27 protein-coding genes are annotated in these 26,158 nt (G+C 62.6%); 13 read left to right on the forward strand and 14 right to left on the reverse strand.

The window, feature by feature from the left end:
- Positions 1–2: 2 nt before the first annotated feature.
- Positions 3–356, reverse strand: coding sequence for a nuclear transport factor 2 family protein (locus JFC13_RS08065; protein WP_198396583.1), 354 nt, complete (start codon positions 354–356; stop codon positions 3–5).
- Positions 357–533: 177 nt separating this feature from the next.
- Between JFC13_RS08065 and JFC13_RS08070 the strand changes: the two genes are divergently transcribed.
- From JFC13_RS08070 to betT, 3 genes are all read left to right on the forward strand, one after another.
- A complete protein-coding gene (locus JFC13_RS08070; RefSeq protein ID WP_143920514.1) occupies positions 534–1,913 on the forward strand; it encodes an NAD-dependent succinate-semialdehyde dehydrogenase in 1,380 nt (459 codons plus the stop codon).
- 102 nt (positions 1,914–2,015) lie between these two features.
- The gene (locus JFC13_RS08075) at positions 2,016–3,395 is read left to right on the forward strand and encodes a short-chain fatty acid transporter (RefSeq protein WP_198396584.1); all 1,380 of its coding nucleotides are present in this window, start codon (positions 2,016–2,018) and stop codon (positions 3,393–3,395) included.
- Positions 3,396–3,623: 228 nt separating this feature from the next.
- Positions 3,624–5,693 carry a choline BCCT transporter BetT gene (betT, locus tag JFC13_RS08080; protein ID WP_198396585.1) on the forward strand — a complete coding sequence of 690 codons (2,070 nt, stop codon included), beginning with the start codon at positions 3,624–3,626 and terminating at the stop codon, positions 5,691–5,693.
- Between the two features lie 129 nt (positions 5,694–5,822).
- Here betT and JFC13_RS08085 read toward each other — a convergent pair whose 3' ends face one another.
- Positions 5,823–6,707 (reverse strand): aspartate dehydrogenase domain-containing protein, encoded by an 885-nt coding sequence (locus JFC13_RS08085; protein ID WP_198396586.1) that lies wholly within the window; start codon positions 6,705–6,707, stop codon positions 5,823–5,825.
- A gap of 91 nt (positions 6,708–6,798) precedes the next feature.
- On the opposite strand from JFC13_RS08085, the gene JFC13_RS08090 reads away from it, so the two are divergent.
- The gene (locus tag JFC13_RS08090; protein WP_198396587.1) at positions 6,799–7,425 is read left to right on the forward strand and encodes a DNA-3-methyladenine glycosylase I; all 627 of its coding nucleotides are present in this window, start codon (positions 6,799–6,801) and stop codon (positions 7,423–7,425) included.
- Positions 7,426–7,460: 35 nt separating this feature from the next.
- Positions 7,461–7,904, forward strand: a complete 444-nt coding sequence (locus JFC13_RS08095; protein ID WP_198396588.1) for an NUDIX hydrolase — start codon at positions 7,461–7,463, stop codon at positions 7,902–7,904.
- A 25-nt stretch (positions 7,905–7,929) separates the two neighbouring features.
- Here the strand turns inward: JFC13_RS08095 and JFC13_RS08100 are convergent, their stop codons facing one another.
- From JFC13_RS08100 to JFC13_RS08110, 3 genes are all read right to left on the reverse strand, one after another.
- Complete coding sequence (locus tag JFC13_RS08100) at positions 7,930–8,409, reverse strand: hypothetical protein (RefSeq protein WP_198396589.1); 480 nt, start codon at positions 8,407–8,409, stop codon at positions 7,930–7,932.
- Between the two features lie 13 nt (positions 8,410–8,422).
- Complete coding sequence (locus JFC13_RS08105; protein WP_198396590.1) at positions 8,423–9,070, reverse strand: hypothetical protein; 648 nt, start codon at positions 9,068–9,070, stop codon at positions 8,423–8,425.
- 315 nt (positions 9,071–9,385) lie between these two features.
- Positions 9,386–10,555 (reverse strand): helix-turn-helix transcriptional regulator, encoded by a 1,170-nt coding sequence (locus JFC13_RS08110; protein ID WP_332839359.1) that lies wholly within the window; start codon positions 10,553–10,555, stop codon positions 9,386–9,388.
- 46 nt (positions 10,556–10,601) lie between these two features.
- On the opposite strand from JFC13_RS08110, the gene JFC13_RS08115 reads away from it, so the two are divergent.
- Together JFC13_RS08115 and JFC13_RS08120 are read left to right on the forward strand one after the other, a co-directional pair.
- On the forward strand, positions 10,602–11,771 hold the full coding sequence (locus JFC13_RS08115; RefSeq protein WP_198396592.1) for an integrase: 1,170 nt from the start codon (positions 10,602–10,604) through the stop codon (positions 11,769–11,771).
- Positions 11,772–12,210: 439 nt separating this feature from the next.
- The gene (locus tag JFC13_RS08120; RefSeq protein ID WP_198396593.1) at positions 12,211–12,435 is read left to right on the forward strand and encodes a hypothetical protein; all 225 of its coding nucleotides are present in this window, start codon (positions 12,211–12,213) and stop codon (positions 12,433–12,435) included.
- Positions 12,436–12,595: 160 nt separating this feature from the next.
- Here the strand turns inward: JFC13_RS08120 and JFC13_RS08125 are convergent, their stop codons facing one another.
- Positions 12,596–13,141 carry a hypothetical protein gene (locus JFC13_RS08125; protein WP_232488372.1) on the reverse strand — a complete coding sequence of 182 codons (546 nt, stop codon included), beginning with the start codon at positions 13,139–13,141 and terminating at the stop codon, positions 12,596–12,598.
- A 397-nt stretch (positions 13,142–13,538) separates the two neighbouring features.
- Here JFC13_RS08125 and JFC13_RS08130 point away from each other — a divergent pair, with 397 nt between their 5' ends.
- Positions 13,539–14,396, forward strand: coding sequence for a YihY/virulence factor BrkB family protein (locus JFC13_RS08130; RefSeq protein ID WP_232488373.1), 858 nt, complete (start codon positions 13,539–13,541; stop codon positions 14,394–14,396).
- 26 nt (positions 14,397–14,422) lie between these two features.
- The gene (locus JFC13_RS08135; RefSeq protein WP_198396595.1) at positions 14,423–15,628 is read left to right on the forward strand and encodes an MFS transporter; all 1,206 of its coding nucleotides are present in this window, start codon (positions 14,423–14,425) and stop codon (positions 15,626–15,628) included.
- A gap of 12 nt (positions 15,629–15,640) precedes the next feature.
- Here JFC13_RS08135 and JFC13_RS08140 read toward each other — a convergent pair whose 3' ends face one another.
- Complete coding sequence (locus JFC13_RS08140; RefSeq protein WP_198396596.1) at positions 15,641–15,982, reverse strand: ArsR/SmtB family transcription factor; 342 nt, start codon at positions 15,980–15,982, stop codon at positions 15,641–15,643.
- A gap of 34 nt (positions 15,983–16,016) precedes the next feature.
- On the opposite strand from JFC13_RS08140, the gene JFC13_RS08145 reads away from it, so the two are divergent.
- Positions 16,017–16,505 carry an SRPBCC domain-containing protein gene (locus tag JFC13_RS08145; protein ID WP_198396597.1) on the forward strand — a complete coding sequence of 163 codons (489 nt, stop codon included), beginning with the start codon at positions 16,017–16,019 and terminating at the stop codon, positions 16,503–16,505.
- On the opposite strand, the gene JFC13_RS08150 is transcribed toward JFC13_RS08145, so the two are convergent.
- Both JFC13_RS08150 and JFC13_RS08155 read right to left on the reverse strand, forming a co-directional pair.
- Positions 16,506–17,933 carry an MDR family MFS transporter gene (locus JFC13_RS08150; protein WP_198396598.1) on the reverse strand — a complete coding sequence of 476 codons (1,428 nt, stop codon included), beginning with the start codon at positions 17,931–17,933 and terminating at the stop codon, positions 16,506–16,508.
- Positions 17,934–18,154: 221 nt separating this feature from the next.
- Positions 18,155–18,520, reverse strand: coding sequence for a VOC family protein (locus JFC13_RS08155; protein WP_198396599.1), 366 nt, complete (start codon positions 18,518–18,520; stop codon positions 18,155–18,157).
- 84 nt (positions 18,521–18,604) lie between these two features.
- Between JFC13_RS08155 and JFC13_RS08160 the strand changes: the two genes are divergently transcribed.
- Positions 18,605–19,645: a helix-turn-helix transcriptional regulator gene (locus tag JFC13_RS08160; RefSeq protein ID WP_269770019.1), complete on the forward strand. Its 1,041-nt coding sequence runs from the start codon at positions 18,605–18,607 to the stop codon at positions 19,643–19,645.
- Between the two features lie 43 nt (positions 19,646–19,688).
- On the opposite strand, the gene JFC13_RS08165 is transcribed toward JFC13_RS08160, so the two are convergent.
- The 3 genes from JFC13_RS08165 to JFC13_RS08175 all read right to left on the reverse strand — a co-directional run bounded on the left by JFC13_RS08165 (position 19,689) and on the right by JFC13_RS08175 (position 22,777).
- The gene (locus tag JFC13_RS08165) at positions 19,689–20,696 is read right to left on the reverse strand and encodes an aldo/keto reductase family protein (RefSeq protein WP_198396601.1); all 1,008 of its coding nucleotides are present in this window, start codon (positions 20,694–20,696) and stop codon (positions 19,689–19,691) included.
- A gap of 31 nt (positions 20,697–20,727) precedes the next feature.
- The gene (locus JFC13_RS08170) at positions 20,728–21,420 is read right to left on the reverse strand and encodes a GntR family transcriptional regulator (protein ID WP_198396602.1); all 693 of its coding nucleotides are present in this window, start codon (positions 21,418–21,420) and stop codon (positions 20,728–20,730) included.
- 61 nt (positions 21,421–21,481) lie between these two features.
- Positions 21,482–22,777 (reverse strand): MFS transporter, encoded by a 1,296-nt coding sequence (locus tag JFC13_RS08175; RefSeq protein WP_198396603.1) that lies wholly within the window; start codon positions 22,775–22,777, stop codon positions 21,482–21,484.
- Between the two features lie 196 nt (positions 22,778–22,973).
- On the opposite strand from JFC13_RS08175, the gene JFC13_RS08180 reads away from it, so the two are divergent.
- Both JFC13_RS08180 and JFC13_RS08185 read left to right on the forward strand, forming a co-directional pair.
- Positions 22,974–23,462 carry an enoyl-CoA hydratase/isomerase family protein gene (locus JFC13_RS08180; RefSeq protein WP_198396604.1) on the forward strand — a complete coding sequence of 163 codons (489 nt, stop codon included), beginning with the start codon at positions 22,974–22,976 and terminating at the stop codon, positions 23,460–23,462.
- Between the two features lie 71 nt (positions 23,463–23,533).
- Complete coding sequence (locus JFC13_RS08185; RefSeq protein ID WP_198396605.1) at positions 23,534–24,388, forward strand: sulfite exporter TauE/SafE family protein; 855 nt, start codon at positions 23,534–23,536, stop codon at positions 24,386–24,388.
- A gap of 12 nt (positions 24,389–24,400) precedes the next feature.
- Here JFC13_RS08185 and JFC13_RS08190 read toward each other — a convergent pair whose 3' ends face one another.
- Together JFC13_RS08190 and JFC13_RS19850 are read right to left on the reverse strand one after the other, a co-directional pair.
- On the reverse strand, positions 24,401–25,102 hold the full coding sequence (locus tag JFC13_RS08190; protein WP_232488375.1) for a hypothetical protein: 702 nt from the start codon (positions 25,100–25,102) through the stop codon (positions 24,401–24,403).
- 72 nt (positions 25,103–25,174) lie between these two features.
- Positions 25,175–26,125 (reverse strand): AraC family transcriptional regulator, encoded by a 951-nt coding sequence (locus tag JFC13_RS19850; protein WP_198396607.1) that lies wholly within the window; start codon positions 26,123–26,125, stop codon positions 25,175–25,177.
- Between the last annotated feature and the right edge of the window lie 33 nt (positions 26,126–26,158).

The following is a 26,158-nucleotide window of genomic DNA, read 5'->3' on the forward strand; positions in this document are numbered from 1 at the left end:
GGTTACACTGCGGCTTGGTAGAAGTAGGTGGTGCGTTCGACGATGAGGCCCTCGGTGTCGAAGAGGAAGAAGTCGGCGAAGCCCACGGAGGTTTCCGTGCCGTCCTTGAGTCGGCCGGTGAAGACCCCGCGGCTGGACGCGCGGTCGCCGTCGATGAGGATCTCAGTCAGCGAATGCGCACCCGATTCGATGACGCGCTCACCGTGGTAGAAATCGGTGATCTGAGTTCCGATCATGGTCGGATATCCGGGCCGATCGTAGTGACCTTCGGCCGCGAAGAGCGCCGAGGTGGCACCCGCGTCTCCGGCATCGACGGTGGAGTAATAGCGCTTCACGAGTTCAGTCACACTGTCCATGGCAACACAGTAACAGCGATCACATTCGCGGCCGTGTTCAAGGGGTGGGATGGGGAATTGCCGCCGAGGTGATTGGGCCATAGCGTGGGAGATGAATCCATTCGTCGATCGGTGCCGGAGACTCGGTTCCGCGCCGTTGGATCGAGGTCAACAACCCCCGCAGAAATGAGGCTCGACATGTCCACCATGTATCGCGTGACCAACCCGGCAACCGGCGAAGTGGCCGAAGAATTCGCCACAGCGACCGACTCAGAGATCCTGGCCGCACTCGATCGATCCGCGACCACCTTCACCGAATGGAGTCAGACTTCCGTGGCCGACCGCGCCGCGATCCTCGTCCGCGTCTCCGAAATCTACGCGGAGCGGGCCGAAGAGCTGGCGAAGGTCATCCAATTGGAGATGGGCAAGGCAGTCCCCGAAGGCAAGGGCGAGGTCGGACTGAGCTCCGCCATCTACCGCTACTTCGCCGATAACGCCGAAGCATTCATGGCCGATGAGCCCCTGCGCGGACCCGATGACGGTACCGCGATGATCCGCCGCAAGCCGGTCGGATCCCTGCTGGGCATCATGCCCTGGAACTTCCCCTACTACCAGGTCGCACGCTTCGCAGCGCCCAACCTGGCCCTGGGCAACACGATCCTGCTCAAGCACGCCCCGCAGTGCCCCCGTTCGGCTCAGATCATGGAAGAGATCTTCATCGAAGCCGGACTGCCCGAGGGCGCCTACATCAACATCTATGCGAGCAACGAACAGGTCGCAGACATCATCCTGCCCGACCCACGCAACCATGGTGTGTCCCTGACCGGTTCCGAGCGGGCAGGTTCGGCTGTGGCCGCCGAAGCCGGTAAGAACCTTAAGAAAGTCGTCCTCGAGCTCGGCGGATCCGACCCCTACATCCTCCTCGACACCGCCGATGTGGAGAAGAGCGCGAACACCTTCTTCAAGACCCGCATGGGCAACACGGGCCAGGCGTGCAATTCACCCAAGCGCATGATCGTCATGGATGACGTCTACGACGAGTTCCTGTCATCGATCACCGAGGCGGCCAAGAAGTTCACCCCCGAAACCCCCGGTGCTGAAGGTTCCCGTCTGTCCCCGCTGTCTTCGACTGCGGCTGCCGATCGCTTCATCGAGCAGGTTCAGGACACGGTCAAGGACGGCGCCACTCTGCTCGCCGGCGGCAAGCGCTACGACGGTGGCGGCGCCTTTGTCGAACCTGTCGTCCTCGCCGATGTTGAGAAGGGCATGCGCGGTTATTACGAAGAACTCTTCGGTCCCGCCGTCATCGTCTACCGAGTCAGCAGCGAGGAAGAGGCCGTCGAGATGGCCAATGACACCCCGTTCGGACTCGGCGCCGCTGTGTTCTCCAACGACCTGGAGCGGGCAGAGCGCGTCGGTTCCCAGATCGACTCAGGCATGATCTTCCTCAACACGCCAGAGGGCAGCCGTGAATACCTGCCCTTCGGCGGAGTGAAGCGCTCCGGCGTCGGGCGCGAGCTGGGCCCGCTGGCCATGGACGAGTTCGTCAACAAGCAGCTGGTGTTCAAGAAGAACTGAGGCTGAGCCGCCTGCCACTCTCGGAGCGCTGATCGCAGAGTCGATCAGCGCTCTGATTGTAAGCTGAGGACACACACATTCTTTTCTCAGCAGGAGGATCTCATGTCGGCACCGAAGCCGTCGCCCCAGGTCAACGCCGCGGCCTCACAAGGGTTCATGCGTCCGATCAACCGCTTCCTCGAACAGTGGATTCCGTCAGCGCTGACGTTCGCCATCGTTCTCACCCTCATCGTCGCCGTCCTGGCGTTCATCCTCACCGGGGCCAGCCCGGTCGATGTTGTCACCGGCTGGGGTGAGGGACTGGCAGGACTCCTCGAGTTCATGACCCAGATGGCCCTCATCCTGCTGCTGGGCCACATCCTCGCGAACACCGGCCCGGTGCAGAAGCTGCTGACCCGGTTGGCCAGGGTCCCCGGCAGTCCGGCCTTCGCCTACGTCTTCGTATTCGTCGTCGCCGCGATCGCCAGCCTCATCACGTGGGGCCTCGGCCTTGTCGTCGGTGCCCTGCTGGCGCGTGAGATCGCCGTGCAGGCGCGCAGCCGCGGCCTCAAGGTCCACTTCCCGCTGCTCGTCGCCGCCGGGTACTCGGGCTTCGTGGTCTGGCACATGGGCTACTCCGGTTCGGGCCCGCTGACCGCAGCAACACCCGATTCCTTCCTGGCGAAGTCGCTGGGCGGTGAAGTCATCCCCGTCAGCGAGACCATCTTCTCTACCTGGAACCTACTCGCCGTTCTCGGCGTCATCGTCGTCTGTGGGGCTCTCTTCTACCTCATCGCGCCGAAGAAGGACGCACCCGTCTACGAGTTGCCTGAGTCGATCACCTCCGAATCGAGATCCACTTTCGACGAGGAGGTCGTGACTCCGGCCGACCGCATCGACGCCTCGCGGATCCTCACTCTCATCGTCGGCCTGGCACTCGTGATCTACCTGATCATCCACTTCGCCCAGGGCGGGGGACTGACGCTCGACATCGTCAACTGGTCCTTCCTCGCGCTCATCTTCCTGCTCGTGAAGAACCCCTTCGAACTCATCCACCGGACGAAGGAAGCCGCCTCGAACGTCGGCGAGATCCTGCTCCAGTTCCCCCTCTACGCGGGAATCCTGGGCATCATGTCCGGCACCGGCCTCATCGCCGTATTCTCCGACGCTCTCGTCTCGATCGCGAACCCGACGACCTTCGGCGTCCTCGCACTGCTCTCGGCAGGTCTGGTCAACTTCTTCGTGCCCTCGGGCGGTGGACAGTTCGCAGTCCAGGGGCCGATCATGCTCGACGCCGCCAACCAGTTGGGAGTCGATCCGTCGATCGCGATCATGGCGGTCTCCTACGGTGATCAGTGGACGAACATGCTGCAGCCCTTCTGGGCTCTGCCGGTGCTGGCGATCGCGGGACTGAAGATGCGTGACATCCTCGGGTACACCTCGGTGGCCTTCATCGGATCCGGGGTCGTCATGGCCCTGGCTCTGTTGCTCGTCTCTCTGTGAGCCGAGGCCGGATCGACAGAGTGTGAGCGAAGAGACGGACCGGCGCTGTGATGGCCACAAGGTGCCGTGACGGCCACAAGGTGCCTGGTGAGGTCACAGTTCGACCGCTATCCGGTTACCGACGGTTACGATATGGTAGCCTGCATGGTTGGTCTTCACCGGGAGCCCGGTGTGCAGAAACAGGGAAATCGATGTGGACGCGAAGTCGTCCGCTGAAGGAGTGAGCCGATGACAGCCACAGTGGACAAACCCGCCAAGTCGCCAAAGGGCGGTGTGAAGAAGGTTCTGCCGCCGGTGAACAAGCCGGTCTTCATCGCAGCAGCCCTCGGCACTCTGGCCATCACACTCTGGGCCTTCTTCGCTCCGGCCAACGCCGAGGCTGTTCTCGGTGCCGTCGTCGGCTGGACGTCGGACTGGTTCGGTTGGTTCTACGTCCTTCTCGTGGCCGCCGTCCTCGTCTTCGTCATCTACCTCGCCGCGTCCAAATACGGAAACACGAAGCTCGGCCCCGAACATTCGAAACCCGAATACGGGCTGCTGGCCTGGGCCTCGATGCTCTTCGCCGCAGGCATCAGCACCGACCTCATGTTCTTCGCCGTGGCTGAACCAGTCACCCAATATCTGGCACCGCCGAGCACGGAACCCGAAACAGTCGAGGCCGCCCGTGAGGCCACCGTCTGGACCCTGTTCCACTACGGCATCAGCGGTTGGGGGCTCTACGCCCTCATGGGCATCGCACTGGCCTACTTCGCCTACCGGATGAATATGCCATTGGCGATCCGCTCCGCGCTCGCCCCGCTCTTCGGCAAACGCGTCAACGGCGGACTGGGCGACACCGTTGACTTCGCAGCACTGCTGGGCACTGTCTTCGGTGTGGCCACCTCCTTGGGTATCGGCGTGGTCATGGTCAACGTCGGTCTCAACACGGTCTTCGGCCTTCCCATCGGTGTGGGCTCACAGATCGGCATCGTCGTCGTCGGCGTCGCTGTTGCGACGCTCTCGGCCGTCTCCGGCGTCGACAAGGGCATCAAGTTCCTCTCGATCCTCAATGTCTTCCTGGCAGTGGCACTCAGCCTTTGGGTCCTGGTCGCAGGCAACACCAAGTTCCTCCTCAACGCCTTCGTCCTCAACGTCTTCGACTTCGTGCGGATGTTCCCGAACATGGCGGGACAGACCTTCGCCTTCGAAGATACCGGAACGTGGATGACCGACTGGACTCTGTTCTTCTGGGCTTGGTGGATCGCCTTCGCCTCGTTCGTCGGTCTCTTCCTTGCCCGCATCTCGCGCGGACGCACGATTCGTCAGTTCGTCCTCGGCACCCTGACGATCCCGTTCATCTACATCTTCATGTGGATCTCGATCTACGGAAATTCCGCCCTCGACCTCATCCGCAACGGCGACAAGGAGTTCGGTGAGAAGACGGTGCTCAACCCCGAGGGCGGGTTCTATGAGCTGCTCTCGAACTACCCGGGATTCGTCGTCATCGCCGCACTCGCGACGATCACCGCGCTGCTGTTCTACGTCACCACGGCCGACTCCGCTGCACTCGTCATGGCCAACCTCTCATCGCGCCTGCCGACCCCGCAGGACGACGGCCGGCCGGGGCTGCGCATCTTCTGGGCTCTGGCCACCGGTGCGTTGACGATTGCCATGCTCATCGTCGGCGGTGTCGGGGCATTGCAGAACGCAACCGTCGTGATGGGTCTGCCGTTCGCCTTCGTCGTCATCCTCGTGATGGTCGGTCTGTACAAGGCGCTGCGGGTCGAGGCACACCGAGTCGACAGCGTCTCTCAGAGTCTGCCTGGTTCCTTGGCAAGACGCTCGCGCACAGTCGACGGCCATGAGCCCTGGCAGCGTCAGCTCGGTCGAGTCCTGTCCTTCCCCAGCGGGAGCAAGGCACGCGACTTCGAACGCGAGGTCCTGCTGCCCACCTTCGAAGAGGTCGTGGCAGAGATGGTCGAGCGCGGTGTCGACGCCCACTGCGGTCGTGTCGACACAGAAGGCGTGTTCGTCGAAGACGGTGAGCTCATCCAGCTCGAAGTCGACGGCAAGGGCGAATACCCGTTCCGCTACCAGATCTGGCCGCACAAGGTCAGTGTTCCTTCGTTCGGCGGACACATCCCGCGCGGAACCGAGGACTACTTCCGGATGGAGGTCTACCTCGACGGTGGGACCGGTCAGGGATACGACGTCATGGGCTACTCGAAGGAACAGCTCATCGACGACATCCTCGACAAGTACGGTCGTCACGTGGAGTTCCTGCAGATGCAGGAGAACATCGCTCACCCCGACGACTGACATCGTCTGCACCCTGTCCCCGGTCCAGCCATCTGCCCTCGAGGTTGACGGCCGAGCCGGGGACAGCTGTGTGTCTCGGGGCAGTTGTCTGTGATCTGGCAGCCACTGTCTGTGATCGGGCAACCACGGTCAGCGCCGGCGCAGGCCCTCCACACATGTCCGCAGGGTCCGAGTGACCGAGAGCGCAGTGAGACCGCTGGTTGCCGGGTTCTCCGGGCTCGGCGTCGACGAGATCGAGAATGTGAAGTCACCTGCCGATCCGCTCGCGGTGATCTCATGGTGTGAGTCCACCTGACTGGGATCAGCCCTGATCTCCACCTGCGTCCGGTGCAGTGCCTCCTCCATCAGCTCGTCATTCTCCGCTGCGTCGATTCCGAGCCCACGCGTCGCCCAGGCAAGCGCGACGGTGATGTTGACGTTGGCCGGGAACCTTACGATCGCCTCGGCTGGGGAGCCGGTGAAGATGGTCTGCGCCCCATCTGCCGGGGTCAGCTCATTGAGCCGGCGAACCTCCTCGGCGCCCATCCACGGTTGGATGAGACCGGCCGGAGCTTTGGCCGTCCTGATCGACACGTCGTCGAGGGCCTGTGCCTGAGCAGCGGCCTCGAGGACGTCGAGCCCGCCGATCGCCCCATTCGTCACATGCAGCTCGCCCGGGCCGGCCAGAAGCGCCTGCCTGGTCGGCCGATCGGCGAGGGCACCGACGCTGGTGAGCACGATCGGAGTGCCAGTGGCCACCACGGCCGGACCATAGGCTTTGGCAGCTGGAACCCCCGCACATTCGACCACGGCATCGGCCGTGAGCTCGGCCCAGCGTGGGTCCTCAGGATGCTCGACCTCAATGAGATCGGCTCCCAGGTCCCGATGCTCGGCGTGCTTGTCGAGGTCCCGGACCAGCGCTGTCAGCCTCAGCCGCCCACTCGAGATCTCCGGATGCAGCAGCCGTGCGACATGTCGCCCGATCGCCCCGAAACCGATCATCGCCACCGTTGCCGTTTCCCGCTCTGGACTCATGAGATCAGGGTACACATCGCCACTGACGCGCAATGTCAGTGCGCCGGGGTACCGTGACGGTGTGGAAGGGCGAGGCAGTGGAGAGGGACCGATGACAGAGACGAATGCCGGCGATGGAACAGCCGCAGACGGCGCGGTGGCAGGCGAGGACGGGCTCGCCCGAACGCCGTGGGCCTATGGTGACCCGCTGCTGCGTACGTACTACGACACCGAATGGGGTATGCCCGTTAGGGACGAATCCGGGATGTTCGAACGATTGAGTCTCGAAGGATTCCAAGCCGGATTGTCGTGGCTGACGATTCTGAAGAAGCGTCAACGCTTCCGACAGGTCTTCAAGGACTTCGACGCCGAGGTAGTCGCGAAGTTCGGTGAGCCCGAGATCGAATCCCTGCTCGCCGATGCGGGAATCATCCGGCATCGCGGCAAGATCGAAGCCTGCATCGGCAATGCCAAAGCAACATTGGCGATGCGCGAGGAAGGTGGCCTCGGCGATTTCATCTGGAGCTTCCAACCTGAGACCACCCCGCGTCCCCGCGTACTGAGCGAGATTCCCACCACGAGCCCCGAGTCTCTGGCGCTGTCGAAGGCGCTGAAGAAGAAGGGGTTCCGGTTTGTGGGACCGACCACCATGTATGCGCTCATGGAGGCGGTCGGTATGGTTGACACGCACGTCCTCGGATCCCATCGCCGAGGTGCCTCCGGAGTCTGGAATGACTGACGGAAAGGCTGACGAATGACTGACGAAAGGCTGGAATGAACGATATCCGAGTCAGCGCACTCGTCCTGCTGCACCCGTTCGAACCTCTTCTCCTCATGGTTCGCAAGGAGGGCACGACGTCGTTCATGCTCCCCGGCGGCAAACCCGAATCCGGTGAGAGCGCCGAGGCGACGATCATCAGGGAGATCAGCGAAGAACTGGGCCTGGCGCTGGAGGCCGGCCGCCTGGCCCCGCTGGGTACCTTCGCCGCGGATGCGGCCAATGAAGCCGACCACAGAGTGGTCGGGGACGTGTTCTGCTATGAGGGTCTGCCCGCTGAACTCGACGTCGATCGCATCGACCATCAGGCCGAAATCGCTGAGGCCGCGTGGTTTCCCTACGCGCCGATGCCAGTCGACACCGTTGAGCGTCAGTTCGCTCCACTGACTCGTCTGCAGGTCATTCCCGCGTTGGAAGCACGAGGCCTGCTCGCGCGTTGAGGCTCGCGCGGTGAGGCGATGAGGCTCAGACGCCTCCGCGTTGGAATGCCAGCTCGAGGACGAACAGGTGGACGGCATGCCCCAGCACCAGGCCGGCCGTGATGAAGCTGAGGACGATGTCGAAGACACCGAAATCCGTGTAGGCCGGAGGGTCAACATACCCGGGGGACTGCAGCAGTGTGGATCCGACGGCGGTTGATCCCACCAGGATTGCGATCAGACCGCTCGTCGACAGTTTTCCCATTGCCGCGAAGGCCAACAGCAGTGCTGTCAGAAGGAGGACCATTAGCGCCATCAGGTCGTAGCCGGGTCCGAGACGCACCACCTCCTGCCACAGGTTTCCGTAGATGATCGAGCTGTCTGGGTCCGACTCGTAATAGGGGAAGAACGTCAGCGAGATGACCAGCAGGCACAGCGGTCCGTAGAAGCGGGCGTAGATGGCGTTGGTTCGCGTGATCCGTGAGTTGAGGAGTTCGGCTCGGATCATCTGCTCAGGCAGAGTCATGTGCTGTCTGTCCTTACTGTCGGTCATCGCTCGTCGAATTCGGTGACTTTCGGGCCACGACGGTGGTTGCGGCTGCGGCGAAGACGAGGGTGAGCATGCTCAGGCCGACGCCGAAGACCGACAATCCCGGACTCGGCGGGGCCTGAAGCTCGTTGCCCGTCTGTAGCCCGATGCTCCCCACCGGTGTCGTGGCCCCGCCGGTTCCGGCGCCGGTGTCTGTACCGCTGGTGGGGATGACGGGCAGGACCGAGAACGATTCGCGCAAGTGCTTGTCGTCCATGCTCTGCTCCGACGTGATCTCAGCCTGGTACCCGCCCGCGTAGGCGTTGAGCGGTCGGCCGGGTGGGGCGCCGATTGGAAACGTCACCGTTCCATCGGCTCGAGCTCGTCTTCTGTCGTGGATGGCTTCGATGCCTCTCGGTGTGGATGCGATGTCGAGTCGCACCTCCTCGCCTGGAAGGAAGCCTGTGGCCGTGAGGGTCACCGCTTCGCTGTCGGTGATGAAGTCGGTGGTGGCGACGGCCCGTGGACTGATGTCGGTGACTCTCTGCACTCCGTCTGCGTATTCGTCGGCCGCAGCTGGGCCAGGTTGCAGGGAGGTTCCCAGAATGCAGGCGGCGGCCGTGATGGCCAAGGCGATCCGCCATTTCGGTGGACGCATGTGTATTCTCCAAACGAATGTCGATTGCGATTGTTCAGATGTGATTGGGTTCTGATTGAATTCGTCCGCAGGCATTGAAATGGACCATTGCCTCGGGACAAGGGGACTGTGGTGAAAATTGACCACAATGATTTCTCGGAATAGTCGCGGTGTAACTTCGGCGATTGCTAAGAAAGCTACAGTTCGACGATTGCAGGAGACAAGGAAAGGACAAGACTCACGAGTCATGCCCGCGAAAAGCCGCGTGACACTATGGATTTCGCGGACACGTGGGGTGAGGATCGTTCGGTGTTGGACTCAGCCGCAAACAGCAGGCTATATCGAGGTGGGACGGTGCGCAGCAGCTGGTCCTGCCTGCGTCGTCGCACGCAGCAGTCGATCCGAGAGTGCACGGAGCTCCGCATTGAGCTCCGGTGAGTCCTCGACGACGAACTCGACGTCGAGCCTGGCCAGCGTCAATGCCATGGTGCTGACAGTCTCGGCCCCGATCTTCACCGTCGAGCGTTGTTCGTCGAGAGGTTCGACGGTACCTTCGGCCGGCATCAGCATCTTCATGACCTCGGATGCCTCAGCGTCTACGGTGACTGTGGCTGCGTGTTTCCACCTGCTGGCTGAGACGTTGCGCTCGACATAGGCTCCGATGTCTTCGGCAGGGAGAGCCCGGGGCTCGAAGCGTCGACCTCCGGGCAGTTTGGGCACGATGTGTTCGACCCGGAAGATCATCCAAGCCTCTTCCCCGGGGTCGAAGGTGAGGAGAAACCAGCGATGCTGATGGTTCACCAGCCGGTAGGGCTCCACCTCGAACTCCCCGCCGCGCTCCCTATTCGTCGGTGTGCCTCCTGGATCCGAAGAGGCGCCGGTCTCTGAGGTGTAGGTGAATCTGAACCGCTCGTGGCTGTGACAGTACTCGATGATCAGGGTCAGCAGATTCGGATCGACGATCGGCATCGGATGGTTGCCGGCCAGCGGGACTGTGAAATGGGCGAGGTTCTTCACACGGTTGCGCACGGTGGCGGGCAGCATCTGCTCAAGCTTCGCCAGGGCCTGCGCCGAAGTCTCTTCCATTCCGCCGATGATGCAGCTCAGGCCGGAGTGGAGTCCCACAGCAACGGCGACGGCTTCGTCAGGGTTGAGCAGCAGCGGCGGCACAGCAGATCCGCCGGACCCCAGGCGGTATCCGCCCTCCCCACCGCGGGTTCCCTCGACAGGGTAGCCGAGGTCGCGCAATGTGCCGATGTCGGTGCGTACCGTGCGTGAGCTGACGTTGAGGCGCTCCGCCAACTCCGTGCCGGACCAAGTGCGAGGAACCATCAGCAATGACAGTAATCCGAGTAGCCGCGCTGCAGTTTGTGACATTTTCTGTTGTCTCCCTCGATTTAGGAAGACCTCCTGCCTAATCAAACAATAGCATCGGAGTTCTGAAATCGTAATGAGCTGCATGCGGCAGCGAAGTCGTGACGAAAATGGAGGAACAGAGGAATTCATGCATACGCAATTAGCTCCTCATTCTGGTTCGAGGAGACAACGCGGGATGATCGTCAACGATTATCTGGATCGCTACAGATCAGCTCGGAAGCAGGACAAAGGCTGGATTCTCGACGAGATCGCCGTAATGACTGGGTGGTCACGGGACCATGTCCGCAGGCTCTTGGCTCAGTTGGCACGAGGGCAGAGGCCGGCGCTGGACGAAGCTGACCAGCCGCGTCACAGGGAGGGCAAATACTCAGTCGAGGCCAGGACGGCATTGGAACAGGTCTGGGACTGGTCTGGTCGACAGAGTGGAAAATATCTGGCCGCCGCCATGCCTGTGCTGCTCGATGCTCTGGAACGTCACGGTTCCCTGACAGACGGTGAAGACGGTTACAGCCGGGGGGTGCGGGAGGAGCTGCTGTCCGTCAGCCCGGCCTCGATCGACCGTTACCTGCAGTGTGCCCGAACATGTGACTTTGCGACTCGCAATGTGTCAACGAGGCGCTCTCATGCGCCCAGTGCCGAATTCTTCGACTTCGCCGGCGGGGAGAATGAGGATGAACCTGGCTTCTTCCTGGCCGATACCGTTGCCCACACGGGTTCAGCCCTCAGCGGGGGCTCCGTATTCACCCTCAACGCCACATGCCTGCACACCGGGTGGGTGTTCACTCGAAGCCTTGCAGACAACGCTCCGGACCTCGTCGCCGATACACTGCAGTGGTCGCTCGACGAGATCACGGGCATTCCCTTCTGGGTCAACGCCGTCGAATTGAGCAACGCATGCGAGAGGGTCCACGAAGCGGTCGCCGCGTGGGCGCAGGCACTTGATATCCACTACAGCCCTGTGCCGAAGGATCATCGACGAGACCGGCTGCCGGAGGCTTCGAAGCATCAGCACCTGGTCCACGAGTACGGGTTCGTCAATCGCTATGACACCGAGGAGGCCAGGTGGGCGCTCAACCATCTGTGGAGGGCGGTCAACGATCGGCTGAATTTCTTCACGCCGATCCGGAAGCCGGTCGCCTGGGTCAGGGACTCGACCGGTCACCGCAAACGGGTCTACGACGATCCTGCGACGCCGCTGCACCGTTTGAGCGCAGCGGGTGTCATGTCGCCTGTTCAGGAGGCCGAGCTGATCACCTACCGCAACAGCCTCGACCCCGCGAGGCTCGCTGCAGATATCAGCCAGTGGCAGAACGAACTCAGTGAGATCACTGCGATAGCAGTGTGAGTGGGTTGTCGCTCGTGGCAGGCGCTCCGATAATCAAAACTTCAATCTTAGCAGGATGCCCTGCCAGGAAACCACCCCGAGGGCGACTTTGAGACAAGTCGTTATTGGGGGATTACAATCGCGTAACTTCCGGGTACAGTAAAGATCGATTGTGATCTGACGAACCTTCGAAACTCGGCACAATGTTACGTGCCAACCCGAGTTTGAATCGCACCCGTATGACCGGGAGGCGGTCTTTCAGCAGGGACTGACCGAGGGTGGAGACGGACCACCTTCGCTGAGGATGTCGGTGTGCAGCCCGGCCGTCCTCGAGCACCGGGCGAACCGGTTGTCAGAAGAGCGTCTTGGGAGATGGCTATGGAGTTGCGTGCACTGATGGAAGAGAACGACTGGTGAGGGCAAGCGGGAACCTGGCGCGGCGCAGCGTACGGGAGAACTCATGATCCAAACCGTCGCCATCGCCATGATCGCCTATGCGGGAGTGGCCGTGTTCATCATCATCCTGCTGTTGTCCAAAGCCGATTATGGACGATCATGGCGCGATCGCAGAGATGCGGCGCGGATGGGGTTCTTCGTCCCTGTCTGGCCGCTGTTGGTGGCGTACCTGATCTTCCGCGCGGTATCGCGCATGTGGCACATGGCCGATTGGGGTCAGGCCCGCTGAGGATGGTGCCTCCGATTGTCGGGGCCCTGACGCCAGCGTGACTGACATCAGCGTGCTGACCTCTGTCACGCCGACGTCGGATATTCACATGATCAGATGGGCAAGCGCATTGCAGCGCACCTTGTGCCAGTCTGCGCTTGGGCTCAGTCGTTGCTTCGACTCAGTCGTTGGGCTGTCGCGAGTTGGCGATGAGCGCCCGGTACACATCGAGCGGTGCGCAGTTGGCGCCCTTGGCCAGTGACTTCACCAGTTTCCGATAGGTCTGGTAGTCAGTCTGATTCGGGTTGGGCGATTCAAGCAGACCGTATTCGTGGAGGACACCCGTGGCGCGCGAGTCCATGATGGTGAATTTCTTCGGGTCATACACGGTGAGCAGAGTGCTCGCGAGCGGTCCGCCGACACCGGGCAGAACCTTGAGGAATGGCAGCCGCAGATGGTTGGGTGTGTCCTCGTCGAGAGCCACGGCGGTCACATACTCGATGTCATCGGAGTCGAGGCCCTCAAGTGTCGCCTGAGCAGCAATGGCCTTCCACTCGGCGACCTTGAGGAAATGCTTGCGCTTGTACGACTCGCGCTTGACGACCTTGGGCCCAATCGAACCGAAGATCTCGGCCTCGGCATCCGTGACCACGTACTGAGGTTCGAACCGCAGGACGAATGCCGTGTCAATGACGCCGCTGGAATGGGTTTCGGAAGAGGAGTTCATTCCGCGATTGTACAGAGGGGCCTTGACGTGAAGATGAACATCTGACAACGCCGCAGTCACGCCGTACCGTCATTGAACCGTCACTGAACTGTCGCCGCACTGTCGCCTGAGCGCGCGGTCCGCAGACTTCCTTGTCCAAGGCGCTGAAACCTGGAATGGAGAAACCTGGGGCGGCATGGCGGAGCTGAGTGAACGCTGTGAACGACTACGATGTCAACGTATTGCAGAGTCCCCAGTAGGCCGTCCCCGCGGTCAGGAGAATGTCATGGCAGAAAAGATCCCCACTCATGTCGAGTCACTCGCGACTCGTTATGAGACGCCGGCGCGCGAGCCCTCGTCAGCTGCGATTGCCTCCTCCGGCCATGATCGAGCGCTGAGAGACCGACTGGGAGATTAGATGAGAGACCGGACGCAGTCGCTGGAACGCGGCAAGAAGAGAATCGTCACCAACACGATCCGGCACGTGATCAGCGATCAGGGACTTGATCTGGCGGCGGGCTTGGCGTTTTACGCATTGCTGTCGATGGCCCCGGCCACCCTGGCGCTCGTGTCGATGCTCGGCGTCGTCGGGGAGGCGAAGTCCACCACCGAGGCGGTTCTGGGCCTGGCCTCGGACCTGTCGACCGAGGCAGCCGAGGCGATCCGCCCGCTCGTCACCGAACTGGCATCGTCACCGGCTGCCGGTCTCACCCTTATTGCCAGTGTCGCCGTCGCGATCTGGTCATCATCGAAATACGTCGGTGCCTTCGGTCGCGCGGCGAACAGAGCCTATGCGGTTGAAGAGACCCGGCCGCTCTGGAAGCTCAAGCTGATGATGCTGTGCATCACCCTGGTGCTTCTGCTGCTGATGGCCGGACTTGGCCTGCTGCTTGTGGTCTCTGGGCCGATTGCCGAGTCAATCGGGCGTCTTGTCGGCTTGGGACCGGTGGCCGTGATGATCTGGAGCATCGCCAGGTGGCCGGTGTTGATCTTCTTCGTCATGCTCCTGATCGCCCTCCTCTACTATGCGACTCCGAATGTGAAGAAGTCGAAGTTCCGCTGGTCGAGCATCGGAGCCTTCGTCGCGCTGATCACGCTGATCCTCGTCTCTCTGGGGTTCGTCCTCTATATCAACAACTTCGACAACTACAACGCCACCTACGGTGCCATCGGCGGTGTGATCGTCGGATTTGCGTGGCTGTGGATGGTGAATTTAGCCCTGATCTTCGGCGCAGAGCTTGACGCTGAGATCGAAAGGTCCCGGACTTCGGACTGAGATGGTCGGTGCCGTATGGTCAAATCATGAGCTCCGACAGGTCTGATGCTTCGACGTTCACCCCAGCACTGCTGGGCCTCGTGTGGACCGCGATGTTCGGATTTTCGGCGTTCTTCTTCAGCTATTCGACGATGGTCTCGATCGCGGCCGTCAACGGACTCTCGACAGTCACCGGCGGTTCGGTCCTGACGACGATGATGATCGGCGTCATCGCTGCACAGCCCTTCGCACCGTGGGTGGGCAGGGTGCTCGGCCTCAAAGGCGCACTGTTCTTCGCCCTCGGCCTGCAGCTGCTGGGACAGATCCTCGGTCTTCTCGTGCCCGCTCCGCTGCTCGGGCTCGTGCTGGCCGGACTGTGTGGGGGAGTGGGGTTCGGGCTCTTCGTCGTCCTGGCCAATGCCGCCGTGCCGTCCACGACCTCCCCGGGTCGTATCGGCAAGGCGCTGGGGATCTTCGGAGGAATCACCTCTTTGGCCTCTGCCGTCGGCGCGCCGCTCGGGTTGTGGCTGGTCGGCACGGTCCCCGTCTGGACCTTCAGATTGATTGTGTGCTTTTCGCTGCTCCTCGCGGTGCCGACCGTCGTGAAATTCCTGCCAGGCCGAGAACGCACACCCGCGAAGGCTTCGACGAACGATTCCGGGGCGACGGTTCGCAGCGGCACGAGAGGGCGCAGGTCTCAGCGCAGGGCAGGTCGAAGCCTCGGCGAAATCCTGTATCTGGTCATCATGCTCTCCCCGTTCCTCATCGGCATGGTCGTCTTCGGTCTGATCATCGGATTCGGCCCGGGCGAGGACGTCGCTGGAGCTGCTCTGTACATCGGCGCAATGCAGGTGTCGGCCGTGGTCGGACGGTTCGCCGCCGGAGCTATCGCCGACCGTTTCTCCCCGTTCGCACTCAACCTTCTCGGCCTAGCCCTCGCCATCATCGGGCTCGTCGTCACCGTCGTCGCATTCGGCGGAATACTCTTCCTCGCGATGATGGTCATCGGCCTGGGGCTGGGCACACTGCAGTCGGCGAGCCTGGTGATGGCCTTCTCCAACGTCAGCACTCCGGCGAAGGCCAGCGTTGCCTGGAACATGAATTTCGACATCGGATTGGCCATCGCCGGAGTCCTCGGCGGACTCGGCTTCACCTACCTCGGCGACTCTGCGACGTTCCTCGTCTGCGCCCTGCTGCTGCTCTTCGCCGGTGTCGGGTCCTGGATACTGCAAACTCTGCGCCGCTCACACTAGGCTCTGCGCCGGTCACGCTGAGTCCGTGGACTGGTTCTCCAGGTCGGCCAGCAGTCCCACAGCGGCCCGCGTGTATTCGCCGATCCAGCGATCGTGGATGCGCTTGATCGGCAACGGGGCCAGCGCCAGCTGACGAGTCCTGCCGAGACGCCGCCCGCCGATCAGCTCCGCTCGCTCCAGGACACGAATGTGTTGGAGGACCGTCGTGCGATCGAGGTCGGAGAAGGCGGCACAGACCTCTCCGGTTGTCCGGGGTTCGTCGCGCAGCATGTCGAGGATCCGGCGTCGGGTGGAATTGGCCAGCGCCTTGAACACGGCATCGTCGCGTTCATCTTCGTCGACGGGTGAAGCCATTCCATTAGCTGACGACATGTGATAAAAATATCACATGAATGATGAGCAGAGCACCAACGATGCACAGCTGGAAGAACTGTCTTTCACCGTCATGGGCTACATCTCGAAGACCCCGCATGAGACCTTCGAAGCCGTGGCCGATCCGGCGCAGCTCTCGAAGTACTTCACCACAGGCGGTGCGCGCGGACGTTTGGAGTCCGGCGCCGAGGTGACCTGGGATTTCGCGGATTTCCCCGGTCGGTTCCCGGTTGAGGTTCTCGAGTCCGTTCAGGATGAGAAGATCGTCATCGCGTGGGAAGGCACGGAGCATGCCACAGCGAAGTCCACGACGACGACCTTCGAGTTCTCGCCCGTCGATGACGGGGCACGGACTCTAGTTACGGTGACCGAGAAGTCGTGGAAGACGACAGTCGGGGGCGCAGAGGGTGCCTTCGGCAACTGCATGGGCTGGACCGGCATGCTCGCCGCTTTGAAGGCCTGGGTCGAATACGGCATCGACCTGCGCGAAGGCTTCTACAAGTAGTCAGCCGGGCGTGTTCTGGCCGTGCGAGTTCTTGATGAAGAAGGACCCGATGACGCCGAATATGCCGATGACCGCGGCGACGAAGAAGGCGACGTCGGCACCGTGGACCAGACCTTCGACTCCGTAGACTTCGGGGTCGCGTGTTGTGGAGACCATGATGGTGACCAGGACGGCGGTGCCCACCGAGGCAGCGATCTGTCGGAAGGTGTTGTTGAGTGCGGTCCCGTGTGGGATGAGACTCTGGGGCAGCTGATTGAGTGCCGCTGTCGTCACCGGCATCATCACCATGGCCACACCGAACATACGGATCGTGTTGACCACGGCGAGGAAGGTGAACGAGGTGTCGGCCTCGAGGTCGGCGAACAGGAATGTGGTGACGGTGAGCAGGGTGAACCCGGCAACAGCCAGCCACTTGGCGCCGATGGCGTCGAAGATTCTGCCTGTGACCGGCGACATCAGCCCCATCACTGCCGCACCCGGCAGAAGCACAAGGCCCGATTCCATGGCGGAGAAGTCGTTCATGTTCTGCATGTAGAGCGGCAGGATCATCATGCCGCCGATCATGACGATGAAGACGCACATGCCCAGTGCGGTGTTGAGGGTGAACATGCGGTAGCGGAGCACTCGGAACTCGAGCATCGGCTGGTCCAGCTTGAGTTGGCGTGGAATGAAGATGGCCAAGGAGATCACACCTATGGCCAGCGGGATGAGTACTTCCAAGCTCAGCCAGCCTGCGTCACCGGCGGTGCCGAAGCCGAACAGCAGCCCGCCGAAGCCGAACGTCGAGAGGATGATCGAGAGGACATCCAGTTTGGGATAGGTGCGTTCGGTGACGTTCTTGAGGATGAAGTAGGCGACGATGATGTCGATGATCGCGATCGGCAGCATCATGTAGAAGAGAACTTCCCACGGCAGGTGATCAACGATCCAACCGGAGAGGCTCGGGCCGATGGCCGGGGCGAAGGCGATGACGAGTCCGAACGTGCCCATCGCTGTGCCGCGCTTCTCCACCGGGAAGATCGCGAACAGAATCGTCTGCATCAGCGGCATGATGATGCCGCCGCTCGAGGCCTGAATCACACGTCCAAGGAGCAGGACGGGATAGGTGGGCGCCAGCGCACAGACGAGTGTGCCGACGATGAAGAGCAGCATTGCGGTGAGGAACAACCCGCGGGTGGTGAATTTCTGGATCAGGAAAGCCGTGATCGGAATCATGATGCCGTTGACCAGCATGAAGCTCGTCGTCACCCACTGCGCGGCGCTGGCCGTGATGTCGAAGGACTGCATGAACGCGGGCAGCGCGGTGTTGAGCAGCGTCTGGTTGAGGATGATGACGAAGGCACCGGAGACGAGGACTGCCAGGACCACATTCCGATTGATCGGCTTGCCATCGGCTGCTGTGTACTGTCCGTCGTCCTCTTTTGTCACTGAAATTCCCTCTTTCCCTTCAACGTCTGCCTTCGCCGGCGCAGTCGGCAGCGGTACAGATCCGACCATCCGCACCGCGTCGGTGCTCAACCGGGCCGTGCGAGTCTACTCCCCGTCGGATCGGACTCTAGGGACAGGGTATCGGCAGAGGTCAAGGCACAGGTGTCATGGAGATGTCTCGGAGGCGACCGCCTGGCCTCAGCCAACACGGCCGACTGGCCTCAGTCGATAGGGGAGACGCGGATGAGGTTGCCGTCGGGGTCGGTGATGACGAAGGTGCGTCCGAACACCGCGTCGTAGGGCTCGTTGACGACGGCCACACCCTTCTTCGCCCATTCGGCAAAGAGGCTGTCCACAGCCGAGGCTGCGCCGGGGATCATCAGTCCCACCTCGGAGGTGCGCGGAGGGTGTTCAGCGAGGGCTTCTGCGCCACCGCTCCAGAGGGCGAAGAGCACTCCAGGCGCCACACTGAACGGCACGTAGCGCGGCGTGATCATGACGGGTTCCATATCGAAGAGATCGCTGTAGAACTTCGTCGCGCGTTCGGTGTCGGTGACATAGATGAGGAACAGGTTCGGAGTGGCCATGGTCGTTCTCCCTCGGTGCGGCATGCTTTCTTGACTTCTTCACCCTGTCACCAATAGATGACAATCCATGTCGTCTTTGGAATGATGACTTTCACATTCCTGTCTCGTCGTGAAGAAAGCCCTACTGTGAACCGTCCTCAGCGCCTCATCGGGGTTCTTGTCGCGCTGCAGGCTCATCGACACATGACTGCGGCACAGCTGAGCGAGCAGTTCGAGGTGTCCACACGGACGATTCTGCGCGACATCGATGCACTCATCGACGCGGATGTGCCGGTGATCGCCGAACGAGGACGCTACGGCGGCATCAGCCTTATCCCCGGTGCCGACCTCGACGTCAACCGGCTGACAGGCACCGAAAGCGATGTTCTCAGCCTGGTCGGCGTCGACCTGAAGCGCGCTCGCCAACTGGGCCTCGAAGCCGCCACCCGCAGCGCAGCTCAGAAGCTGTCCTCTCGGAGACGGCTGCCGCTGCCAAGGCACAGTGCACCTGCGCTGCCGCTGAGCGAGGTCGTCGCCATCGATGCCTCCGGCTGGTTCGCCTCGGATGATACACACGATTTCGCGGACCTGGTCGCCGAGCTGCGGGCCGGCAGACGGCTGCTCATCGACTATCGGTCGAGCGGTGAACAGGCCGTACGAGAGTACGTGGTCGACCCTCATGGGCTGTTCTCCCGCGGTGGGCGCTGGTATCTCATCGCCGATGTCGACGGAGCGCCGCGGATGTTCGCCACCACCCGGCTGGTGCGATGGCAGAGTCTCAATGAGCAGCGGAGGATCCGTTCGGATGCCAACCTCGCCGAGGCGGCCGACAGTTTGGTGCGCACGCTCGAAGGCCGCGACGACGTGATCATCGTGGCCCTGCTCGATGCGGGTTCGATGGATCTCGCGAAGCGAATCCTGGGCAGCCGACTCCTCGGCGCTGAGACGAGCGATGATCCCGATCGAGTGAGAATCGAAGTCGGCTACTCGGAGATCGGTGGGGTCAGGCAGCTCCTGCAGTTCGCTGACCACATTGAGATCCTGGCTCCGGCCCAGGCCCGGAAACTCGCAGGTGAGCTGGCCGCGCAGATGGCAACGAAGCACCAATCGAAACCACAGGGCGGGTTGTCAGTGTCGGAAGGGTGAAGGGCCCGAGCCTCACGGAGTCAGCCGCAGCAGAGTGACCTGATCACACGATCCGAGTTGGCGGGGACTTGGTCTTCGACGGATCCGTTTCGGGCAGATCACCGAGGGCGTCATCGATGCGGGAGAGCACCTCGGCGTCGAGCTTCACACCGGCTGCTGCAACGTTCGACTCCACCTGCTCGGGACGTGATGCGCCGACAAGCGCGGTCGCGACATTGTCATTGGCGAGCACCCAGGCGATGGCGAGCTGCGCCATAGTCAGGTCCAGGTCGGCCGCGATCGGCTCCAGCTTGGCCACAGCATTGAGCGTCTCATCATCGAGATAGCGGTCGGTGATCATGTCCTTGCCGCCCTTCTCATCGGTGGCACGTGACCCGGCAGGGGCAGGCTGGCCCGGCTTGTATTTGCCGGTGAGCACACCCTGGGCGATCGGTGACCACACGACCTGCGAGATCCCGAGTTCCTTCGAGGCTGGGACCACCTCGGACTCGATGACGCGCCAGAGCATGTTGTACTGCGGCTGGTTCGACACGAGCTGGATACCCAGGTCACGGGCCAGATAGTGCGCGGCACGCAGCTGATCAGCGTTCCACTCGCTCACGCCGATGTAGAGGGCCTTGCCGGCGCGCACGACATCCGCGAAGGCCTGCATGGTCTCTTCCAGCGGTGTCTCATAGTCATACCGGTGCGCCTGGTAGAGGTCGACGTAGTCGGTGCCCAGGCGGGAGAGGGAACCGTTGATGGACTCCATGATGTGTTTGCGGGAGAGCCCGGTGTCGTTATGGCCCTTGGGGCCTGTGGGAAAGTACACCTTGGTGAAGATCTCCAGGGACTCGCGACGCTGACCCTTGAGCGCATCACCGAGGACCTGCTCGGCCACGGTGTTGGCATACACATCCGCGGTGTCGAAGGTGGAGATGCCGTTGTCCAGGGCTGCATGAACGCACTTCGTTGCCGTGTCGTTCTCCACTTGGGAGCCGTGGGTGAGCCAGTTTCCGTAGGTGATTTCCGAGATCTTCAGGCCGCTGTTTCCAAGATATCTGTGTTCCATGGACCCAGCCTACTGCTGGGAGGCAAGCTTGTCAGTGCCGCCGGAGCATCGTCGATTCGAATGCCGCTGACATCCTCGCCGAGGTGGCCGTGGGCGGTGCGTTCTCCGCGAGGTGTCCGCGCAGGATGTTCGCGAACCCGGTCGAGTCGCCCGTACGCAGGTGTTCGACCAGGGAGACGTGCTCGGCGATGATCTCCTCGCAACGGTCGAGGAGTTTGTCGCCGGAGGCGAAGAGGATGAAGCGATGTCGGTCGGAGAGCCGTGAGTACAGTTCCAGCATCACGGCGTTGTCCCCGGCCTCGACGAAACCACGATGGAACTCAAGCGTCAGGTCGATGAAAGCGGCGACGTCGCCTTCATCGAAGGCCGTCTGCTGTGCTGTGATCGAGCGTTCGAGAGTCTCGGCGAGCTTCTGCCGCAAGGCATCCGGGGCCCGGTCGACGGCCGTCGTCTCCAGTACGAACCTGGCGTCGGCGAGTTCGGCGACGGTGCGCTCATCGACTCCTTGGACGATGGCCCCGCGCTTGGGATAGATGACGATCCACCCCTCGTCCTGGAGGCGAGCAAGAGCAACCCGCACCGGTGTGCGGCTGACCTTGAGGTCGGATGCCAGGCCGGTCTCGCCCAGCATGGTCCCAGGCTGGTGAGTGCCGTTGAGGATTTGAGCGCGGATGAGCTGGTAGGCGCGCTCGGCCGCACTCGGGGTCTTGCCGCTGCTGGTCATGACCGCAATCCTCTCATCTGCCGGATCGGATTCCCTCCTGCGTCAGTGTCAATCTGCCCTCTCAACTTATATGCGAAGCTTCCTCGACGTCCTCCACCGAGCCGGATCTCTGCGTCCGCCCGGGCCAACGCATCAGAGGAACGGCCCGGATTGAGAATGCCAGGGCGATGAGGAGCACGATGGTGGCCATCATGTTGATCCACAGGAAGCCTCCGGCCTGCAGCACGGTGCCGGCCAGACCTGCCATGAGAGCGCCGCCGAGGTTCATCGCCGCATCCGATGCACCCTGCAGGGGGACCTTCGCATGACGCGGCACCGAGGCTGTCAGCAGCGCGGACCCGCCGATGAGGAACATCGACCAGCCGATGCCGAGGAAGATCAGCGCCGTGCTGAGCAGAATCATGGACGAGACCTCGGCGGCGGCGTCGACGACGCCGAGGGTGATGGCGGTGGCGAAGATGACGACGCCGCCGGCAATCACCGTTCCTGGTCCGAAGCGATCAGCCATCCACCCGAATACGGGGGAGAGGGCGTACATGCCGGCGATGTGCACGCTGACGACGATGCCGATCGCGCCGAGAGAGAACTCCTGGTGGTCCATGTGCACGGGCGTCATGACCATGACGTTGGTCATCATCATCTGACCGGCGATGATCGTGACCATGGCAAACAGCGGCACCGGGCGGGCAGCGGCGAAGCGCAGAGCCGGACCAAGCTTCATCGTCGCAGTCTCAACGGCGGGCTCATCGGACTCAGCGCTCGCCTCGGTGGCTCCCGGTTTGATCTTCTTGGTCAGCGTCGATGCGACCAGGGTTGCCAGCCCGAAGGCAGTCATCGAGATCAGGTAGGGACCGGCCAGTTCGTTCATGCCCAGTGCCGCGCCGAGGTGAGCGCCGGGTTCGGTGAAGCTGGGCCCGAGGACAGAGCCGATGGTCGTCGCCCACACCACCAATGACATGGCCCGCCCAGCGGATTTCGGATCGACGAGGTCGACGGCCGCATAGCGAGCCTGCAGGCCAGATGCGGTCGCGGAGCCGCACATCATCATGCCCACCATGAACAGGGGCAGGAACGAAAACGCGACGCCGAGGAGGACGACCGTCGCACCCAGGGCGCCGATGCCGAATCCCAGCGTCAGTGCGGTTCGCCGACCGGCTTTGCCCGCCAACACGGCCAGGGGGTAGGCGATGAGGCCGGCACCGAGGATGACGCTCATCTGCGCGATGCCCGCCATGGATGTCTTGCCGGTGATTTCCTCGGCCAGCAGACCGCCGACCGCGTAGCCGGAGGCGATTCCGGCTCCGGAGAGCAGCTGCGCGGTGATCAGTTTGGCCTGTGCCGAAGTGCGGGTCTTCATCGACGCCTTCCGTGTTCTGTGGAATATACTCACACAACGTATCTTGGATCCATCTTGGATACAAGATGATCTCACCCCGGGCGGGGCCGCTCCATGGCGATCGTGATGTCCTTCGCGTCACCTCGGCGTGGGACGATATTGGGGCCGACTCGCACCCGCACCAAGCCGTTCCGCATCCACCGAAAGTGAGCCCTTGATGATCCGACCCACCCGCAGCGAGAATGGGATCCTCACAATCACGATCGACAACACCACCAGCGCGAATGCGCTGCGCCCGGGCATGCTCGACGCTCTCATCTACGCCTTCGAAGCGGCATCGGACAATCACGATCTGCGCGGTATCCTGCTCACTGCGGCGGGTGACAAAGGCTTCTCCGCAGGAATGGACACCGCACAGTTCAACCACTCGAATCCGAGCCGGGCATTTGACACGATCACCCAGCTGGGGCAGGTGTGCGAAGCGATCAAGAACATGGACAGATGCGGCTTCCTCAACACGGTCGTCGAGGACCGTGCGGTTGCAGCTCGGGCGCTGGAGTACCTCCACGAGACGATGAAGGCCGATCGTGCGGTCATCGCGCAGCAGAAGCGTCTGCACCGCACGTGGAAGAACAGCTTCGAACGAGAGGCGCTGGCCGACAGCCGGAAAGAGTTCGCGCTCGCGTTCGCACGGAAGAACGACTGACTGGCTACAAGGACTGAGCGACGAAGCTGCCAGGGTTGCCCGCCGAGGTGCCCGTGGGGTGAGATGGGCGAGTGGACTTTCTGGGATTGGTGTTCGTCGGCGCTCTGGTCGGACTGACCACTGTGCTGTTCGGATTCGGCGGCGGCTTCGTCACCGTCCCCATCATCACCCTCGTCCACGCCGACCTCGGCAGTGACACGGCACGGGTGGCCGCAGCCACCTCGGCGCTGGTGATGCTCGTCAACGCCGTCATCTCCACGATCTCAACCAAACGCGAAACCTTGACTCACCTCAAGGGGGAGTGGTGGCTGTTTATCCTCCTGGCGGCAGGTGGGGCGTTCGGCGCTTTCTGCGCGAAATTCGCACCCGAAACGCTCGTGAAGTGGGGCTTCGTCATCTACATCGCCGTGACTGCGATCGACCTCCTGGCCCGCCCCGGCTTCTTCCGCCGAGGTGGTGCGAAGGCTCGCACGAAAGGTGGGAAGGGCGGCGATGGCCGGAATGGTGGAACCGCTGGAGTCGGAGACGATGAGAATCTCGGTGAGGGTGGTCGAGGCATCGCCGCCCTGTTCGGGTTCCCGATCGGAGGCTTGGCGTCTTTCCTCGGCGTCGGCGGCAGTGTGATGACCGTGCCGATGATGCGCCGATCAGGGGCCACCATGACTGTGGCCACGACGCTGGCCAACCCGCTGACCTTGGTCATCATGCTCCCCGCTGTGCTTGTCACAATCACCACTCATGCCTCCACCGAGGTCCCGGGAATGGTCGGCTCTGTGGATCTGCGCTCGGCACTTGCTCTCCTCATCGGTGCGATTCCGCTGATAGTTCTGCTGCGTCGTCGAGTGCCCAAGATCCCGGAGATCATCCACGCCTGGGGCTACGTCATCCTGCTGATCACAGCCGGAGTCGTGGTCGCTGTGTCGTGATCGGACCTCGTCCTATCCGTCCCGGCGGCGCTCACGCAGCACGGCGGGCAGGCCGAAATAGATGGGCGGCCGCAAGGAGACTTCCGGCGCACGGGCGGAGAGTCCGGTGCCAGCAGTTCCCGTGCTATTGGGTCCGGTGCCACCGGATCCCGCGCCAGCAGATCCTGTGTCGCTCGCCCCACTCAGCGTCCATGCGCTTTCCCAGCTGATGAGCTCGCCGGCGTGGCAGACGGGATCGCCGCCGCCGTAGGGCGGTTCGGCCCACAGCCACAGGTTGATGCCGTACTCGATGAGGGTGAGCTTCTCTCTCTGTTCCCGGGCCGTGTTCTCTTTGACCAGCGCCGCCCGCACCCTCGCCGAGGCGGTCTCGAGCTCCGTCCACCCGTCCTGTCGGTGGGGAAGGAATATCCACGTCCCCGCGGGGGCGTCGGCGGGCACAACCTCCTTCGCGCTCATGGCCGTGATGAAATCGTCCGTGGCACGGGTGTCGGTGTCTGAACCAGCGCTGCCCAGAAGCTCGGCGAAGCAGGTGCGGGCCACCTCGGCAGTGGGGGAGACGATGAGAATGTGGGGCGCCTCGGCCTGGACCTCGGCAAGACCGAGGCGGGTGAAGGGGTTCGCACGCATCGTCGCCAACACCTGGATCCAGTGCTCGGGAACCGGGGCGTCAGTGATCAGGCCAGTGGTCTGCGGTCGTTCTGCATCGTGTCGCAAGATCGCCTCCCTTCTTCCTTCGTCACCGACAAATGCGTTCTCCTCCAGCATGGCACGAGCCGGTGTCCTGCCTCAGCTCTTTGCCTGTTTTCCTGTCGCCTGACGGTGCTGACTGGGCCGGACGCCGTATTCGCGGTGGAAGGCGGTGCTCAGAGAGTAGCCGCTGGAATAGCCGACCTCGTGGGCCACGGACTCAACTGTGGCATCGGTGCGCTCGAGGAGGTCGGCGGCCAGGCACAGTCGCCACCCGTTCAGATACGACATCGGAGGCTCGCCCAGCAGATCCGTGAAGCGGCGCGCCAAGGTGGCACGCGAGACGAGTGCCTGACGCGCCAGCGTCTCGACGGTCCAACCTCGGTGTGGGGCCTCGTGCATGGCTGTCAATGCGGTGCCCACGATCGGATCTGAACTTGCCCGATACCAGCCCGGCGCCCTCGCCTCAGGCAGGGCGAACCAGTCACGCAGGGCACCTGCGAGCACCAGATCGAGCAACCGGTCGAGGATGGCCTGCTGTCCGGGTTCCTCACGCAGGATCTCTGCCTCCATTAGCTGCAGCGCCGCTGTGCGCTGCACGGCCCGCGGCACGACGAGGACCCGTGGCAGAGTGTTCAGCAGGCGATCGGCGATGCGCCCCGTGACGGTGAATGAACCGGTCAGCATGGCGTCATCTGCATCCAACTGCACCCCACACGTTCGAGTGCCCAGAGCAATGTTCTCGGACTGCGCGCCGCCATCAGCGAAGCAGACTCCGGTCTGAGTCTGAACGTACATGGGGATGGGGTTCGCTGCGGGGTCGCTGGTCACATCGAAGGGTGCTGGTCCGACGACGATGGCGATGTCATGGGCGAAGAGCTGATGGGATTCTTCGCCGTCGACGATCCACGCTTCCCCGCGCAGCATCGTGACCAGGGACAGAGAAGCATCCTCTGCAAAGGTGGCGCACCAGGGCGGGTTCGCGAGAGTCCGGCCCACCAGTGCGCCGGAGGAGCGGATGTGTGTGAGTACATCGGAGAGCGTGTCCACACCTCCAGTTTAGACGCTGAATGATCTTTATGA

This window comes from Brevibacterium antiquum (assembly GCF_016107655.1).
Taxonomy (GTDB): domain Bacteria; phylum Actinomycetota; class Actinomycetes; order Actinomycetales; family Brevibacteriaceae; genus Brevibacterium; species Brevibacterium antiquum.

Excerpts from the sequence above, each read along its gene's own strand:
- JFC13_RS08065 (WP_198396583.1), bottom strand. The coding sequence starts at position 356 with ATGGACAGTGTGACTGAACTCGTGAAGCGCTATTACTCCACCGTCGAT.
- JFC13_RS08070 (WP_143920514.1), top strand. The coding sequence starts at position 534 with ATGTCCACCATGTATCGCGTGACCAACCCGGCAACCGGCGAAGTGGCC.
- JFC13_RS08075 (WP_198396584.1), top strand. The coding sequence starts at position 2,016 with ATGTCGGCACCGAAGCCGTCGCCCCAGGTCAACGCCGCGGCCTCACAA.
- betT (WP_198396585.1), top strand. The coding sequence starts at position 3,624 with ATGACAGCCACAGTGGACAAACCCGCCAAGTCGCCAAAGGGCGGTGTG.
- JFC13_RS08085 (WP_198396586.1), bottom strand. The coding sequence starts at position 6,707 with ATGAGTCCAGAGCGGGAAACGGCAACGGTGGCGATGATCGGTTTCGGG.
- JFC13_RS08090 (WP_198396587.1), top strand. The coding sequence starts at position 6,799 with ATGACAGAGACGAATGCCGGCGATGGAACAGCCGCAGACGGCGCGGTG.
- JFC13_RS08095 (WP_198396588.1), top strand. The coding sequence starts at position 7,461 with ATGAACGATATCCGAGTCAGCGCACTCGTCCTGCTGCACCCGTTCGAA.
- JFC13_RS08100 (WP_198396589.1), bottom strand. The coding sequence starts at position 8,409 with ATGACTCTGCCTGAGCAGATGATCCGAGCCGAACTCCTCAACTCACGG.
- JFC13_RS08105 (WP_198396590.1), bottom strand. The coding sequence starts at position 9,070 with ATGCGTCCACCGAAATGGCGGATCGCCTTGGCCATCACGGCCGCCGCC.
- JFC13_RS08110 (WP_332839359.1), bottom strand. The coding sequence starts at position 10,555 with ATGAATTCCTCTGTTCCTCCATTTTCGTCACGACTTCGCTGCCGCATG.
- JFC13_RS08115 (WP_198396592.1), top strand. The coding sequence starts at position 10,602 with ATGATCGTCAACGATTATCTGGATCGCTACAGATCAGCTCGGAAGCAG.
- JFC13_RS08120 (WP_198396593.1), top strand. The coding sequence starts at position 12,211 with ATGATCCAAACCGTCGCCATCGCCATGATCGCCTATGCGGGAGTGGCC.
- JFC13_RS08125 (WP_232488372.1), bottom strand. The coding sequence starts at position 13,141 with ATGAACTCCTCTTCCGAAACCCATTCCAGCGGCGTCATTGACACGGCA.
- JFC13_RS08130 (WP_232488373.1), top strand. The coding sequence starts at position 13,539 with ATGAGAGACCGGACGCAGTCGCTGGAACGCGGCAAGAAGAGAATCGTC.
- JFC13_RS08135 (WP_198396595.1), top strand. The coding sequence starts at position 14,423 with ATGAGCTCCGACAGGTCTGATGCTTCGACGTTCACCCCAGCACTGCTG.
- JFC13_RS08140 (WP_198396596.1), bottom strand. The coding sequence starts at position 15,982 with ATGGCTTCACCCGTCGACGAAGATGAACGCGACGATGCCGTGTTCAAG.
- JFC13_RS08145 (WP_198396597.1), top strand. The coding sequence starts at position 16,017 with ATGAATGATGAGCAGAGCACCAACGATGCACAGCTGGAAGAACTGTCT.
- JFC13_RS08155 (WP_198396599.1), bottom strand. The coding sequence starts at position 18,520 with ATGGCCACTCCGAACCTGTTCCTCATCTATGTCACCGACACCGAACGC.
- JFC13_RS08160 (WP_269770019.1), top strand. The coding sequence starts at position 18,605 with ATGACTTTCACATTCCTGTCTCGTCGTGAAGAAAGCCCTACTGTGAAC.
- JFC13_RS08165 (WP_198396601.1), bottom strand. The coding sequence starts at position 20,696 with ATGGAACACAGATATCTTGGAAACAGCGGCCTGAAGATCTCGGAAATC.
- JFC13_RS08170 (WP_198396602.1), bottom strand. The coding sequence starts at position 21,420 with ATGACCAGCAGCGGCAAGACCCCGAGTGCGGCCGAGCGCGCCTACCAG.
- JFC13_RS08175 (WP_198396603.1), bottom strand. The coding sequence starts at position 22,777 with ATGAAGACCCGCACTTCGGCACAGGCCAAACTGATCACCGCGCAGCTG.
- JFC13_RS08180 (WP_198396604.1), top strand. The coding sequence starts at position 22,974 with ATGATCCGACCCACCCGCAGCGAGAATGGGATCCTCACAATCACGATC.